Here is a 14,565-nt window from a genome sequence, read left to right as displayed (position 1 = left end):
ATAGAATGGTGGGGCATGATGGATTTGAACCATCGACCAATTGATTAAAAGTCAACTGCTCTACCAACTGAGCTAATGCCCCGCTCTATGCACTTAATTTAATTAAGCTTACGTAAATCCGCCGATTCCAGCCATTCTTAAATATAAAGAATGGTGGGGCATGATGGATTTGAACCATCGACCAATTGATTAAAAGTCAACTGCTCTACCAACTGAGCTAATGCCCCGCTCTGGGTACTTAATTTAATAATTAATTAAGCTTACGTAAATCCGCCGATAATAGACCATTATTACTATAAATATAATGGTGGGTCATGATGGATTTGAACCATCGACCAATTGATTAAAAGTCAACTGCTCTACCAACTGAGCTAATGACCCGCTCTATTTTTGTCGCATTTCGAGTGGGGTAACCATTCGTTTGCTGCGGGCGCTTATAATACTTATTTATAAAATGAGTGCAACCGAAATTGTCTCTTTTTTTAAGTTTTTATGCTTAGCTGAACAATTTTAGACCGCTTATGACAAAAAGCAGCCTAATCAAGTCTCTTGTATTAATTTTATAAGCGCTTTGTGGCCAATTTTGCAGCAGTGGTACTTGGATACTGATTAATTAAATCGTTCAGTATTTTTTGCGCTTCGGCTGCTAAATTTTGCTCTTGTAGCAAAGTGCCTAACTTTAACATGGCATCTGGGCGCTTATTTGAATTTGGAAATTCATTAACCACCACTTTAAAATGCTCCGTTGCTTTAGCTGGGTTATTTTTTATCGTGAGCAGCTGCCCAAGCCAATAATGTGCATTTGATGCATACACAGAATTTGGGTACGTAGTTAAAAAAGTTTGAAACTCTGGGATCGCCTGATCATAGCGCTTATCTTTCATTATTAACGCAACAGCACGCTCGTATGCTTCGTTTTCAGATAAATCGGCACTGTATGTCTGAGTATCGCTTGCTTGCGTGTGATCAACTCCAGGCGCTGTGGCAGCCGGTTGACTATAAGCTTGGCTTACGCGGTTTTCAATTTCTTGATAAAGCTCGCGCTGACGCTGCAGCACTTTTTCTAGCTTATAACTTTGCTCTTCGGTTACACCACGAATTTGGCTTACTTCATCTTGCAATAAATTAAGCTGTTGCTGTAACTCAACTTGTAAAAAGTTACGTTGTTGCATCATGCTCTCTAACGACGCTAAACGCTTTTCAATACTCGATTGTGAACTTGCAGCTTCTGAAACAGGAGCGGGAGCAGCCATTAACTGGGTGCTCCCGCTCAATATCATGGCTGCCAAAATAATTTTCGGCTTCATAATATCTCTTATCTTAGTAAACTAGTACCGCACGGCGGTTTTTAGCGAAAGCTGATTCAGTGCGAGATTTAACCATAGGTTTCTCTTCACCGTAGCTTACCACTGACATTTGGCTTGCAGAAACACCTAAGCTTTGTAGGTATTTTTCAACTGCTTGGCCACGGTGCTCACCTAGTGCAATATTGTACTCTGGCGTACCGCGCTCATCTGCGTGGCCTTCAATAAGTACTTTAACAGATGAGTTTTGAACTAAAAACTCAGCGTGTGCGCGTAATAAATCAGCGTATTTGCCTTCAACTGTCGCTTTATCAAAATCAAAGTAAATTACTTGCTCTTGACGAAGTGCTTCGTATTTTTGACGAAGTTGCTCTTCTGCACGTTGCTCTGGCGAAATTGTCGCTACTTCAACTGTGTCAGTATTTGTTGATTGCTCAACCATACCTTGATTTGATTGGTTAGCTGCGCCTTCATCTATATCTGAAGATGAGCTACAAGCTGCTAAAGCCATTACTGGCACAGCAATTAGCAGGCCTTTAAGTATTTTATTAAGTTGCATTGAGTAGATTCCTATTTTGAGTAAACCAGCAATTATTACTGTAAATATGGCGACCAAGCTGGCGCCTTTACTTGTCCGTCTAGCACAGGTAACCGTGCTTTAAAGCGACCGTCCATCGATACCAGCGCAAGTACCTGTTTATTATTATGAAGCGTGCTATATATAATCATCGAGCCATTTGGCGCTATACTCGGTGATTCATCAAGGCGAGTTCGTGTTAATACTTGAAACGCACCTGTAGCCAGCTCTTTTTTAGCAAGATGGTACTGCCCGTTGGTACGGTTAACCATCACTAATTCTTTGCCATCGGGTGTTATTGAACCTGCTAGGTTCATATCACCGTCAAAGCTTAATCTTTGTGTTCTGCCAGTTTTTAAATTTAACTTATAAATCTGGGCATTACCACCCCTTTCAGATGTAAATACAATATCTTGGCCATTAGGATGCCACGATGGCTCTGTATCTATACTGCGATGACGAGTAAGACGCGTTTCTTTGCGTGTTACTAAGTCTAGTAAATAAACTTCGGTTGCACCGGTTTTATCTTTTGAAAGTACTAATAGTAACTTTTTACCATCGGGCGAAAACTGCGGTGCACCGTTAATACCAGGGTAACTAGTAACCAATTCACGTTTACCTGAGTATAGGTCTTGAATGTAAATTTGGCTCTGACGATTTTCAAACGTTACATAGGCTAACTTAGTGCCATCGGGCGACCATGCTGGCGACATTAACGGCTCTTTAGAGCGCAGTAATACTTGCTCATTAAAACCATCGTAATCAGAAACTACCAGTTGATAAGGTCTGTCGTCATTATCGCGTACTATAACATAGGCTATTTTAGTTAAAAATGCGCCTTTTTCACCGGTTAACTTTTCGTAAATCACATCACTTATACGGTGTGAATAACGACGAAAGCCGGTGTCGCTAATAATACTTTCACGTGCTTCTAAAATATGGTCTTGGTTTTTAATTAATTTACCGTTAGTCATCATTTGCGTTTGACCACCGGTAATTTGCCCACGAATAACATCAACCAGTTCATAACGCACCAAGTAGCGGCCATTAGATTGCTGCTCAACTTCGCCAACTAATATCGCCTCTACTCCTTTGTTTACCCAAGAAGCATAGTTAATATCGCTATCTTTACTTGGCTGTTGCGGCATTTGTGCTACATCTACAGGCTTAAATTTACCACTGCGCATTAAATCTGCAGCAATAACTTCGCTGATCTTTTGTGGAATAGGGCCAATACCTTGATACTTAAATGGCACAATAGCAATTGGTCGTGCGCCATCTATACCCTCTGTTATTACAATTTCCAGGGCTGCATTTGCAACGCCCTGAAAACCCAATAATAAAATTAAACAGGCTACTTTTACTTTGTTGAACATATCATTCCTTTAAAATTCTGGCTTGATTGTTAAATTTATATTCTTAAGTTGGTCGAATACGTCTTTATCTTTTGATACCGGTAATGTGTCGGCCATACGCACCGCTCTTAATGCAGCTTCACACACTAATCTATCGCCGCCTAATGAAGTCACTTGCGTTACTAAGCCATTAAAGCCTAAACGAATGTTAACTCGGCACTGCTGATTTTTCATTTTTTCGTCAATAAGTAAGTTTTGCTGTATACGCGCCATTATTAAGGCACGGTACTTATCTACTTCACTCACTACTTGTTGTTGGCGTATTTTACTGCGGGCAGCCTGCTCTTTAGCAAGTTGCTCTTGTAACATTTGCTCTTGCATTGCTTGCTCACGCTTACGTTCGGCTTCTGCTTCGCGTTTTTTGCGTTCAGCTTGTGCTTTTTTAAGCGCATCTTCCTCAGCTTTGCGTTTATCAGCGGCAGCCTTTGCAGCGTTTTCAGACTCTTGCTTTTGCTTTTCGGCTTGCTTAGCTTTAGCACGCTCTTGCTGCTCTATGGCACGTGCTTTTTTAGCTTGCGCTTGCGCCTCTGCCGTTTCTTTCTCTTTGGCTTTACGCTGTTGCTCTAACTTTTTAATTTGTCGTGCTTCTGATTCTCGCTCTTTGCGCGCATTACTAGCTCTGCGCTCTAAATCGCGAATACGTTTGTCTTCAGCTCGCTTTTGATCGTCTTCTTTTTTTCTAAGTTGCGCAATTTTTTGCTCAACCTGTTTTTGATCAACCGTTACCGCAGACACCGCTTTATCTACATCGGGAATAGCCGAATTAAGTGTAACTTCCATTACCTTAGGCGCTGGCGGATGAATATTTGCGGTGGCATACAAAAAACCACCTAATGCCACATGTAAAAGTACTGATTTAATTAATGGTGTTTGCATAAGGCTACTTCGTCCCCTCAAAGGATTCTGTCATTAACCCTACCGATGGCACGCCTGCTCTTTTTAAAAAGTCCATTAATAGTAATACTTCTTGATATGACACTTTGCCCGAGCCTTTTATCATTACAGGTACATCTGGATTTTTCATCAGCTGTAACTTAATTACGGCAGCTACATCTAGCGCTTCCATTGGCTCTTCAGGGTCGGTGCCTACGCTTACATAGTATCGGCCATCAGCATCTATAGAGGCAATAATAGGTGGCGTATCTTTAGTATCAACTAAGTCTGACTCTTCCATTTTTGGTAAGTCAACTTTAACACCGTGAGTAATGAGTGGTGCTGTAGCCATAAATATAATTAGTAGTACCAACATTACATCAATGTAAGGCACTACATTAATTTCTGCGACCGGACGGCGCTTTTTACGCTGATACATTCGCTTGGGCCTCTATTTGAGTAGCTGCTTGACGGTGTAGGATATTAGCAAACTCTTCCATAAAGTTAATGTAATGCGTTTCTAATTTTTCAACTTTATTAGCAAAACGGTTATAAGCAATAACAGCTGGAATAGCTGCAAATAAGCCCATTGCAGTAGCAATCAACGCTTCAGCAATACCTGGTGCTACCATTTGTAGCGTAGCTTGCTTAACTTCGCCCAGTGCAATAAAGGCATTCATTATGCCCCATACTGTACCAAACAAGCCTATATATGGACTAATTGAGCCCACGGTTGCTAAAAATGACAAACTTGATTCTAATTTTTCTACCTCACGCGAAAGCGCCACGCGCATGGAGCGATGTGTGCCTTCCATAACAATGCCAGCACTTTGAAATGTATTTTTTTTATGACGTGCAAACTCTTTAAAGCCAGCGGTAAATAATGCTTCTATACCTTTTGATTGCCCACTACGTGATGAAATTTCGCTATACAGCTTACTTAAATCAATTCCAGACCAAAACTTTTGTTCGAACTTTTTGGCATTGCTTAAAGCGTCTGAGATTGCTTTTTTACGCTGAAAAATAATAGCCCACGACATTACCGACATCGCTACTAACGCTAGCATCACTAGTTGCACAAGCAAACTTGCTTCTAGAATTAGATCTAAAAAATTAAGCCCTGATCCCACGTTAAACTCCTAAAAAATTAAAAACACATCAAATTGATTTATTTGGATAATATGACCTTACACCAGAACTACAAAGGGTAAGCGTCTAAAATTGTAGCTAGTGTATATAGTGTATTTCCCGCTTACAACGATCTTGCTATGAATAGACAACAAAAAACGTTAAAAAATTCTTTTATTTTTATTAAACCGTAAAATAACCCGTTTATTATAATTGCGTAATTAATATTAGTGTTTATTAATGCGCTATTATAAAGGTAACACTCAGTTAAATTAGCTGTTTATTCAAAATATAAGCATAAGCACGCAAAACAACCTAAGGTTTACTTTAACGTAATAGTAAAACTAATACCGAAATTTACTGTAAAATACAATATAAGCAAATAATTTCATAAAGTTATAATGTTAACGATTAATTAACGTGCAATAATTGAACATTCATAAAAAGCATTCAGATTAGTTTTTTTTATCTGAAATTATAAATTTTCTAGTTTGAACAAAAAACAACTCTTCGGTATTATTACCTCATACCGAACTAACGCATTAAATGAAAGTTTTCATTGCACCCAGTTCTTCGTAATATGACATTTCATCGTATTACATTGTTTTACTTTTTTAGGATAAAACCTAAGTAAGTAAAATAGAGTTCCCAAGATTACTTCCTTCAACTTGTTGTTTGCCCGCATTATTTGCGGGCTTTTTTTTGCCCATAAATAATCTTCATAACATTAATACCTAGGTATTAAGTTAACATCACAACTTTAGCGTTTATAACAATTGCATAAAGCCTAAGCTAGTGCGCCACAGCAAGCCACCTATTAGTTAACACCAGCAATATAACGCAGGCACAATAACCTTGATTGACTTAACGCATCGTGAATTATTGCTAAATTTAAGTACGCATACCAACCACATTAAAACTCACCAAGTATAGCGCCAATAACGTGCCTATAGAATGAATATAACGGCAGCGCAAAGCAACATAAAACACGGCTAAGCATAAACTAAAAAGCCATTGCAATTAATTAATCGCAATGGCTTTTTAAATTGGGTAAAGCTTTTTATTAGTCTTGCTTTGGTAGTAAACCAAAGTGATGATATGCGTTGTCTGACACTATTCGTCCACGGGGTGTACGCTGAATAAAGCCCTGTTGAATTAAAAAGGGTTCTATTACATCTTCAATAGTCTCTTTTTCCTCGCCAATAGCTGCAGCTATATTGTCGAGCCCAACTGGGCCGCCCATAAATTTTTCTATAATGGCGAGTAAGTACTTACGATCCATATAATCAAAACCGCTTTTATCTACATCTATCATATTAAGTGCCAGCTCTGCCACTTCGGCGTTTACCGTACCGTCTGACTTTACTTGGGTGTAGTCACGCACTCGGCGTAGTAATCTATTGGCAATACGGGGGGTACCGCGTGAGCGTTTAGCAATTTCAACTGCACCCTCGTCGCACATTTCTAAATCAAGAAAATGCGCCGATCGCCCTACTATGTACGATAAGTCTTCTACTGAATAAAACTCTAAGCGCTGCACAATACCAAAGCGGTCACGCAGTGGCGAGGTTAACGAACCCGCGCGAGTCGTTGCGCCAATAAGCGTAAACGAGGGTAAATCTAATTTTATCGAGCGTGCTGCTGGGCCTTCACCTATCATAATATCAAGTTGGTAGTCTTCCATTGCTGGGTAGAGTATTTCTTCAACTTGTGGGCTTAACCTGTGTATTTCATCAATAAATAATACATCACCTTCTTCAAGGTTGGTTAGCAATGCGGCTAAATCACCGGCTTTTTCGAGCACTGGCCCTGAGGTTGCCTTTATATTTACCTGCAGCTCGTTGGCAACAATATTAGCTAATGTAGTTTTACCCAAACCTGGTGGGCCAAAAATAAGCAGGTGATCGAGTGCTTCGCCTCGGCTACGGGCCGCTTCAATAAAAATTTCCATTTGCTGTTTAACATGCGGTTGACCACGGTAATCGGCGAGTAATTTTGGCCTAATTGCACGGTCTATAGAGTCTTCGTTGGGTTTTTCAGTCGCGTCAATTAAGCGATCAGCTTCGATCATAGGTTACTCACAGCATTGATTTTAAAGATTCTTTAATAAGAACCTCAGTAGACATATCGGGTTTACTTACTGATTTTACTGCTTTTTGCGCTTGTGGCAATTTATAACCTAGCGACACCAAAGCCGACACAGCATCATCGGCGGCATTATTAGCAATTGTTGCGTCGCTAAACGGCTCAATAACCGCACTGTCGCTGAAAGGGGTGAATAAATCGTTGCCCCAATTTTTTAATCTGTCTTTCATTTCGAGTACTAGCCGCTCGGCGGTTTTTTTACCTACCCCGGGTAATTTAACTAAGCTTGTGGAGTCTTCGTTATTTACACAGCTTACAAATTGCTGCGCCGACATACCCGACAAAATAGCTAAACCTAGCTTTGGCCCTACGCCATTGGCCTTTAATAACTCTCTAAATAAGGCACGCTCTACTTTGTTGTTAAAGCCAAACAATAGTTGTGCATCTTCGCGTACTACAAAATGAGTATAAACAATGGCACTTTCGCCAACTTTAGGTAAGTCATAAAAGCAGGTCATTGGCATTTGCACTTCGTAGCCAACACCACTTACCTCTAATAATATTTCGGGAGGTTGTTTTTCTACTAAAATACCATTTAAGCGACCAATCATAGTTATTTCCTTAAACGTCCTCTAACGGTTTTGCTTGCGCTACCCGCTAGTTTTATTAAATTTTGTTCTGAGTGCGCATGGCAAATAGCAATAGCCAGTGCATCGGCGGCATCGGCTTGTGGCGTACCAGGTAGTTTTAAAATGTTTTTAACCATATGCTGTACTTGAGTTTTATCGGCGCCACCATTGCCTACTACGGCTTGTTTTATTTGCCTTGCTGAGTATTCAAATACTGGTAAGTCGGCCATTGCAGCGCCTACAATAGCAGCACCACGTGCTTGGCCTAGCTTTAAGGCTGAGTCGGGATTGTGCGCCATAAACACTTTTTCTATCGCGAAGGTTTCTGGCGAAAACTGCTCTATAAGCTGGGTAATGCCTTGGTAAATCATTTTAAGTCTTATATGAAACTCATGATCCGCTAATTTAATGCAACCACTGCCTAAATAAGTGAATTTAGACCCCTGATGCGCTACAACACCGTAGCCAGTTAAGCGTGAGCCTGGATCAATCCCTAAAATTATGGCCAAAAAGCACTCTCATTATTGTTATTCGTTAATTAGGCTAATAATGCCAGAGCACTGTATAAATTACCAGTAACAATAAAACAAAAACGCCCACTTAAGTGGGCGTTTTCCTTTTGCTTAAATATTGGCAACTTAACCTAACGCACGCACCAGCCCTTGGGTGTTTTGCTTAAGTGTGCGAGCAATCATAAAATAGCCTAACCCCGCTACAAACACTCCACCTGCCACCGGTCCTATTATCCAAATATGTGGATGTAATTTACCCGCCAGATCAAATAACTGCTGCTGTACAACTAATAGTGCAATATCACTAAAAAAAGCGGCAACTAAGCCGGCCAAACCACCAAGCAATAAAAACTCATATAAAGTAGCGTTTTTAATAAGCCGGCTTTTTGCACCAAGTGTGCGCAGTATTACAATTTCTTGCATGCGCTCGCCTAAGCTTGCTTGCACTTGCGATATTAATACCAGTGCACCACACAACACCACAATAGTAAGTACAAAGCCAATTGCAAGTGACACTTGCTCTATGGTTGATTGTATTTGTTTAACAAAGTTACCTACATCTATGGCGGTAACCGTTGGATAGCTGCGCAGCAATTGGCTAAAGTCGCGTTTTTGATCAGGCTCAATACGTACCGACGAAATATACGTTGCCGGAAAGTCTTTGAGCACATCAGGGCTTAAAATAATAAAAAAGTTTGGCTTAAGGGTGGCCCAGTTTACTTTACGCACACTGGTAATTTTAGCGTCAAACGACTGCGCACCAATTAAAAACGTTAACGTGTCGCCAAGTTTAACATCTAAACGCTCAAGCATAGACTCCTCAATAGATGCCTCTGCTAATGTGTTTTCATTAAACCACTGCCCTTGCACTATTTCGTTTTGCGCTGGCGGCGTTTCAAGCCAGGTTAAATTTAGCTCGCGACCAATACCAGCGCGTGCCTCTTCATCTTTTTTCTCGTTGTCTTGCAATGATACTTCTCGCGCTACCAGCTCGCCATTTACCGCATTTACCCGGCCACGAATGGTGGGATAAAACTCCGATACCTGAATGTTTTTTTGTGCCAAATAAGTATTAATTGGCTCAAGTTCGTTTTGGGTAATATTGACTAAAAATGCATTGGGAGCATCGTCTGGTAACTGCGACTGCCAATCGGCTATCATGTCGTTTTTAAGTACCACTAAAAATAGTAATAGCTTAATAGCGAGGGAAAAGCTGATCAGCTGGACTGCATTCACATTTGCACGCTTTTGAATTGACGCAATTGCCAGCGACCAACTATTACCCGGCTTTAAGCCCAATTTACGGCCACCACCAAATATAACTTTAGACACCAAAAACAACACGCCAATTAAAGTAAGGGTTGAGGCAAACAAAATCAGAGTAATTTTTATATTATTGCTAAATAGCCACATGAGTAAAAACACGGTAAACGCACTCATAGCTAAGTGCACCCGGCTAACCGCTAGTTTATCGCCTAAGTTACGACGCAGCACTCGCAATGGCGGAATATCAAATAAATCAAATAAGGGCTTGATAGAAAACATCACAGCACAAATTACACCTGTACTAATTGCCACTAACCACGGCTTAAAACCCGCCATTGGCAACGTTGTACCCATGCTTTTTGCTAAATAATGTGTCGCAATTTCTTGTAAACCATAGCCAATTAATAAACCCACTGTTACCGCCATTAAACACACCATTAATAGATGTGTAAGGTAAATTTTGCGGATCATTGCCCGGCTACCACCTAAGGTTTTCATCATAGCAACTGGGTCGTATTGGCGTTCACAATAACGCTTTGCAGACACCGCAATTGCCACTGCGGCTAAAATAATGCCCAGCAAACCTGCTAGCAACAAAAAGCTTTCTGCACGGTTTAAACTATTAGATATTGGCGATTGGCGATCTTTTACGCCATACCATTGCTGGTTTTCTTTTAACTGCGGTTTTAGCCAATCGTAAAAACTATTTATATCGCTTTCATCGCCGGCATAAAGCTGACGATAAAACACTCGGCTACCCGGTTGTATTACTTCTGTTTTTTCCACGTCGTTAATGTTTATAAGCACCCTGCGGCTACTCGAAAACACATTAAAAGGCGCGTCGGGCTCTTCTACAATTACTTTTTCAACGTTAAATAATGCAGCACCTAGCTCTACTACATCGCCTATATCTATATTTAAACTATAAAATACCGACTCGCTAAGCCACACATTGCCAAGTGTTGGTCCGCCGTTAGCAACTTCGGTTTCTCCATTTAGGCTCGACTTAACCTTAAGTTGCCCCTTTAACGGGTAACCACTTGAAGCCGCTTTTACCGAACTAAATTGCATTTCGTCGTTGGCAAATAACATGGTGTCGAAGTAAAGCATTTGTGCGGTTTTTAAATTTTGTTGCTCTGCTTTAGCTATATAAGAAGTGTCGATTACGTGATTACTGCCAAGCACTCGGTCGGCGGCAATAAAGGCGCTACTTTTTTGCGCAATACTCTGTGCAATACGCTCGGTAACCATAGATAAAGTAAGCACGGTAAGTACCGCAAGCGCTATAGCCGCACTTATCACCGTAAGCTCACCACGGCGAAACTCCCGCGAAAATAACTTAAGCGCTAACTTAGCCCACATTTGCTATTTCCTCTGCTGAGTTTTCTACTAATCGGCCACCTTCAATTTGAATAATATGCTGGCATTTTTGTGCAAGTGCCTCGTCATGCGTTACTAAAATAAGCGTAGTACCGTGCTGCGAATTTAGATCAAATAATAACGACTCAATCATTTTACCGTTTTTACTGTCTAGGTTTGCCGAAGGCTCATCGGCAAACAGTATTTTTGGTGTGCCAATAAATGCCCGCGCAATAGCAACGCGTTGCTGCTCACCACCAGAGAGTTGCGACGGATAATGGTCGATGCGATGACCCAAACCTACCTTTTCTAGCAAAATAAGTGCTTGCTGTTTAGCGTCGCGCTCCCCTGCAAGTTCAGCGGGTAGCATTACGTTTTCAAGCGCTGTTAAACTTTGTACTAACATAAACGACTGAAATACAAAGCCTACTTTTGCGGCGCGCAGCCCAGCACGCGCTTCTTCATCGAGATTATGTAGCGGCTCGCCATCTAAAAATATTTCACCGCCACTCGCCGTATCAAGCCCAGCTAACAAACTAAGTAACGTAGATTTACCAGAACCAGAAGTGCCCACTACCGCAACAGATTCGCCATGCTTGACATTAAAGCTGATGTCGCTGAGGATGGGCAACTCACCTTCAAAGGTAGATACCACTTTAGACAAACCATTTACTTGAATTATATTTAATTGAGAAAGCGCTGACATATGACTCATTCAATCCTACGTTTTGTATTCATTTTATTTTTAGTTATCAAGCCACTAAGTGCAGCAGCTAATAACACCATTTTAATACTTGGTGACAGTTTAAGCGCAGCCTACGGACTTAAACAAGAACAAGGCTGGGTACAATTGTTACAAGATAAATACGATGCTGAGCAAAGTAATATCAAACTTATTAATGCCAGTATTAGTGGCGAAACAACCGGTGGCGCACTGCGCCGTGTAGATGCTTTGCTAGCGCAGTATCAACCAACTCATGTACTTATTGAGCTGGGCGCAAACGACGGTTTACGTGGTTTTCCGGTGAGTAAGCTACAAGCTAACTTAACCGAATTAATCAAAAAAAGCCAAGCAGCCAATGCCACCAGCGCTTTAATGGAAATTTATATTCCCCCTAATTACGGGCCACGTTACAGCAAAATGTTTACCGATAGTTTTACACAAGTAAGTAAAAATACAAACGCTTACCTTATGGACTTTTTTGTACTTAAAGTTGCTGGGCAAAACGACTTAATGCAAAACGATAACTTGCACCCTAACAAAACTGCGCAACCAATACTACGAGACGAAATGTATAACACGATCAAACTTTGGTTAAATAAAGACTAGCGCCATGCTTAACTACTTTTAATTGCGCAAGGAAACTATTTTCAGCCTGCTTGCGCAAAAAACACCCAAACAAACAAATGCTTATTGATTTTTAAAAAAATACACGTACTATTGCAACCTCAGTCGGTATGTGGCGCAGCTTGGTAGCGCACTGTCATGGGGTGGCAGGGGTCGAGAGTTCGAATCTCTCCATACCGACCAATTAATAATATCTAATTTCAGAATCAAATTTAATCTCGAGCCTTCAATATTATCATAAAAAATACTTATAACTTTAATTGATAACACGAGTATCTAGGTGTAAGGTTAATTACAGATATATATTTATACGAGGTGGCAATTATGAGTAAAGATAAGAAAAAAATCACAAAAAGTATGATTTTAAGATCTGTTGCTAGCTCTACGGCCATCGAAACTGGTGCAACAGTTAAAACAATTGAGAAAAAACTAAAAGCAAATAAACTCAAATACGAGTCTCTTTCACTCGCTATTTAATTATATCCCTTACAAGCCTTTCAATATGTTGGTAATCTCTGTTTACACCCGCTTGAATTGACTTAAAATAAAAGTCTTTATGCTCATCCCACAAACTATAATCAAGTGTTCCTTTACCTGCTTTGCTACACAAAAAATCCATTAAAAGACGGCTTATCCTACCGTTACCCTCACGAAATGGATGAATTAAAATAAACTCAACATGGCTCTGCGCTATAAACGAGACAAACTCTTCATCTGTCATTTCTGGTAAGTTATTAAATCGAGATAAATACTCATCTTCAAATAACCTAATATTTTTTTCAATTTGTAAAGGCGACATAAACTGAAATCCGCCTTTGCCCATATCAATACTTCTTATTTTACCTGCCCATTCATATACATTACCTAGCCACTGTCTGTGCCAATTAGCAACATTTTGAAAAGAAAAAACATCATTTTCTGTGTCTGGCGTTGTAAATATTTTTTCATATAGTTTAACTAAAAGGATAGCCTCAACATCATCCATTTCTGCTACATCAACAATCGCTAACTTGTTCGCTAAAACTAGTTTTTCAGATCCTAGTTGATATTGCGCTTCAATAGAATCAGTCTCGTATTTAGTCATTTAATTACGCCAGTAAAATGATTAGTGTAAAAGTGCTTAACAACCAATGCAAGTAACCTTTAGCGTTGTCCATTTGATATTAGTCGAAACTGACAATAAAAAATTAATGTGACACCCATTCTAATAATTAATCGCTTTAATTTTTACTAAGATAAATATCGTTTGGCTTAAAGTGTCCTAAATATTCAAAATGCTTCCGCTAGCTCAAATAACATCGTTTTCACCTACTTTTCATTCATTTTTTAGGCATGCGAAATACTGTGCTTTCACAGTGAAGGGAATTACGGAGAGTTTTTGAAGTAAAATTTTAAGCCAGTAGCTTTTCGCAGTTACTAACGTTGGTGCGCCGCTTTCTGTTTAGGTGTTCGCAGTATCCTTCGTGTGACGCTGGGCGACCTACTGCACCATGAAATACGCGACTAAATTGCGTGGTGAGTTTTAGCCAGTTTTCGGGGGTAATGTTTACTCTTTGTAACAGGGGTAAAGTGCTGCTTTCGATATAGCCCGCTTTACCTTCGCGTATACAACGCCCGGTTAATTCTACTAGTTCAAGGTAAGATTTAAGCTCAAACGGTAATCCTTTTGCCATTTGCTTTTTTGGTTTACCTGAAAAGCGCAGGAGTTGCTCCGGTTGCTTACCTGCAGTGGCACTTTCAATGCGTATTTTTACGCTGGTATGCTCTGATGTTTCTGGTGTTGTTGCTGCCTTTGCTCTTATTGGGTTTAAGTCAACATATGCCATACAGGCGATTAATGCGGCTTCATCTAAGAGGGCTTGTGATTTAAAACGTCCCTCCCAAAACCGTCCGGTACAGTTATCTTCTTTATTAGCTCTGCGCGCAATGTCTTCATTTAATAAGCGCATAAACCAACTGATATTAGCTAAGCGTTCTCGGTATTCACTGATTGTTTCATTTAACAGTAGCCATTCAATTTTGCTTAGCTCTTCGCCTTGCAGGTATTTGTTAGTGAGTACAGTGCCTTT

15 protein-coding genes and 4 tRNA genes are annotated in these 14,565 nt (G+C 40.2%); 3 read left to right on the top strand and 16 right to left on the bottom strand.

Translation table 11 applies throughout. The features are described from left to right. Positions 1 to 6: 6 nt before the first annotated feature. The 14 genes from H5079_RS02500 to H5079_RS02435 form a co-directional block, all read right to left on the bottom strand. Positions 7 to 82, bottom strand: a tRNA-Lys gene (locus tag H5079_RS02500). A gap of 69 nt (positions 83 to 151) precedes the next feature. After that, positions 152 to 227, bottom strand: a tRNA-Lys gene (locus tag H5079_RS02495). 78 nt (positions 228 to 305) lie between these two features. Further along, positions 306 to 381 (bottom strand) — tRNA-Lys (locus tag H5079_RS02490). 179 nt (positions 382 to 560) lie between these two features. Next, positions 561 to 1,307 (bottom strand): tol-pal system protein YbgF, encoded by a 747-nt coding sequence (ybgF, locus tag H5079_RS02485; RefSeq protein ID WP_182683346.1) that lies wholly within the window; start codon positions 1,305 to 1,307, stop codon positions 561 to 563. 13 nt (positions 1,308 to 1,320) lie between these two features. Then, on the bottom strand, positions 1,321 to 1,863 hold the full coding sequence (gene pal / locus H5079_RS02480; protein WP_011328542.1) for a peptidoglycan-associated lipoprotein Pal: 543 nt from the start codon (positions 1,861 to 1,863) through the stop codon (positions 1,321 to 1,323). A 35-nt stretch (positions 1,864 to 1,898) separates the two neighbouring features. Further along, entirely contained in the window at positions 1,899 to 3,257 is a 1,359-nt protein-coding gene (tolB, locus tag H5079_RS02475; RefSeq protein ID WP_011328543.1) for a Tol-Pal system beta propeller repeat protein TolB, read from the bottom strand. A gap of 9 nt (positions 3,258 to 3,266) precedes the next feature. Beyond that, a complete protein-coding gene (tolA, locus tag H5079_RS02470; RefSeq protein WP_011328544.1) occupies positions 3,267 to 4,172 on the bottom strand; it encodes a cell envelope integrity protein TolA in 906 nt (301 codons plus the stop codon). Positions 4,173 to 4,176: 4 nt separating this feature from the next. Further along, positions 4,177 to 4,608, bottom strand: coding sequence for a protein TolR (gene tolR / locus H5079_RS02465; protein WP_041454479.1), 432 nt, complete (start codon positions 4,606 to 4,608; stop codon positions 4,177 to 4,179). Further along, positions 4,595 to 5,299 (bottom strand): protein TolQ, encoded by a 705-nt coding sequence (gene tolQ, locus H5079_RS02460; RefSeq protein ID WP_041454480.1) that lies wholly within the window; start codon positions 5,297 to 5,299, stop codon positions 4,595 to 4,597. Before tolQ ends, tolR begins: the two co-directional genes overlap by 14 nt. A gap of 1,061 nt (positions 5,300 to 6,360) precedes the next feature. Continuing rightward, a complete protein-coding gene (gene ruvB / locus H5079_RS02455) occupies positions 6,361 to 7,368 on the bottom strand; it encodes a Holliday junction branch migration DNA helicase RuvB (RefSeq protein ID WP_011328547.1) in 1,008 nt (335 codons plus the stop codon). Positions 7,369 to 7,375: 7 nt separating this feature from the next. Continuing rightward, positions 7,376 to 7,993, bottom strand: a complete 618-nt coding sequence (gene ruvA / locus H5079_RS02450) for a Holliday junction branch migration protein RuvA (RefSeq protein WP_011328548.1) — start codon at positions 7,991 to 7,993, stop codon at positions 7,376 to 7,378. Positions 7,994 to 7,995: 2 nt separating this feature from the next. Continuing rightward, entirely contained in the window at positions 7,996 to 8,520 is a 525-nt protein-coding gene (ruvC, locus tag H5079_RS02445) for a crossover junction endodeoxyribonuclease RuvC (protein WP_011328549.1), read from the bottom strand. Positions 8,521 to 8,649: 129 nt separating this feature from the next. After that, positions 8,650 to 11,151, bottom strand: coding sequence for an ABC transporter permease (locus H5079_RS02440; protein ID WP_182683345.1), 2,502 nt, complete (start codon positions 11,149 to 11,151; stop codon positions 8,650 to 8,652). After that, complete coding sequence (locus H5079_RS02435; RefSeq protein ID WP_011328551.1) at positions 11,141 to 11,854, bottom strand: ABC transporter ATP-binding protein; 714 nt, start codon at positions 11,852 to 11,854, stop codon at positions 11,141 to 11,143. Before H5079_RS02435 ends, H5079_RS02440 begins: the two co-directional genes overlap by 11 nt. Here H5079_RS02435 and H5079_RS02430 point away from each other — a divergent pair, their 5' ends adjacent. The 3 genes from H5079_RS02430 to H5079_RS02420 all read left to right on the top strand — a co-directional run bounded on the left by H5079_RS02430 (position 11,855) and on the right by H5079_RS02420 (position 12,973). After that, complete coding sequence (locus H5079_RS02430) at positions 11,855 to 12,478, top strand: arylesterase (protein ID WP_011328552.1); 624 nt, start codon at positions 11,855 to 11,857, stop codon at positions 12,476 to 12,478. It begins immediately after the preceding gene. Positions 12,479 to 12,602: 124 nt separating this feature from the next. Beyond that, a tRNA-Pro gene (locus H5079_RS02425) sits at positions 12,603 to 12,679 on the top strand. 141 nt (positions 12,680 to 12,820) lie between these two features. Next, complete coding sequence (locus H5079_RS02420; RefSeq protein ID WP_179808264.1) at positions 12,821 to 12,973, top strand: hypothetical protein; 153 nt, start codon at positions 12,821 to 12,823, stop codon at positions 12,971 to 12,973. Here the strand turns inward: H5079_RS02420 and H5079_RS02415 are convergent. Both H5079_RS02415 and H5079_RS02410 read right to left on the bottom strand, forming a co-directional pair. Further along, positions 12,966 to 13,580, bottom strand: coding sequence for a Fic family protein (locus tag H5079_RS02415; RefSeq protein WP_182683344.1), 615 nt, complete (start codon positions 13,578 to 13,580; stop codon positions 12,966 to 12,968). The genes H5079_RS02420 and H5079_RS02415 overlap by 8 nt on opposite strands. A 307-nt stretch (positions 13,581 to 13,887) precedes the next feature. Continuing rightward, positions 13,888 to 14,565 (bottom strand): transposase (locus H5079_RS02410; RefSeq protein ID WP_182683343.1); only part of this gene is annotated, 678 nt, incomplete at its 5' end.

Source organism: Pseudoalteromonas sp. SG44-5 (assembly GCF_014164175.1).
In the GTDB taxonomy this organism is placed as follows: Bacteria; Pseudomonadota; Gammaproteobacteria; order Enterobacterales; family Alteromonadaceae; genus Pseudoalteromonas; species Pseudoalteromonas nigrifaciens.
Note: the sequence above shows the minus strand (reverse complement) of the source record. Positions and strands in the feature narration are given on the sequence as shown.

Excerpts from the sequence above, each read along its gene's own strand:
- ybgF (WP_182683346.1), bottom strand. The coding sequence starts at position 1,307 with ATGAAGCCGAAAATTATTTTGGCAGCCATGATATTGAGCGGGAGCACC.
- pal (WP_011328542.1), bottom strand. The coding sequence starts at position 1,863 with ATGCAACTTAATAAAATACTTAAAGGCCTGCTAATTGCTGTGCCAGTA.
- tolB (WP_011328543.1), bottom strand. The coding sequence starts at position 3,257 with ATGTTCAACAAAGTAAAAGTAGCCTGTTTAATTTTATTATTGGGTTTT.
- tolA (WP_011328544.1), bottom strand. The coding sequence starts at position 4,172 with ATGCAAACACCATTAATTAAATCAGTACTTTTACATGTGGCATTAGGT.
- tolR (WP_041454479.1), bottom strand. The coding sequence starts at position 4,608 with ATGTATCAGCGTAAAAAGCGCCGTCCGGTCGCAGAAATTAATGTAGTG.
- ruvB (WP_011328547.1), bottom strand. The coding sequence starts at position 7,368 with ATGATCGAAGCTGATCGCTTAATTGACGCGACTGAAAAACCCAACGAA.
- ruvA (WP_011328548.1), bottom strand. The coding sequence starts at position 7,993 with ATGATTGGTCGCTTAAATGGTATTTTAGTAGAAAAACAACCTCCCGAA.
- H5079_RS02440 (WP_182683345.1), bottom strand. The coding sequence starts at position 11,151 with ATGTGGGCTAAGTTAGCGCTTAAGTTATTTTCGCGGGAGTTTCGCCGT.
- H5079_RS02435 (WP_011328551.1), bottom strand. The coding sequence starts at position 11,854 with ATGTCAGCGCTTTCTCAATTAAATATAATTCAAGTAAATGGTTTGTCT.
- H5079_RS02430 (WP_011328552.1), top strand. The coding sequence starts at position 11,855 with ATGACTCATTCAATCCTACGTTTTGTATTCATTTTATTTTTAGTTATC.
- H5079_RS02420 (WP_179808264.1), top strand. The coding sequence starts at position 12,821 with ATGAGTAAAGATAAGAAAAAAATCACAAAAAGTATGATTTTAAGATCT.
- H5079_RS02415 (WP_182683344.1), bottom strand. The coding sequence starts at position 13,580 with ATGACTAAATACGAGACTGATTCTATTGAAGCGCAATATCAACTAGGA.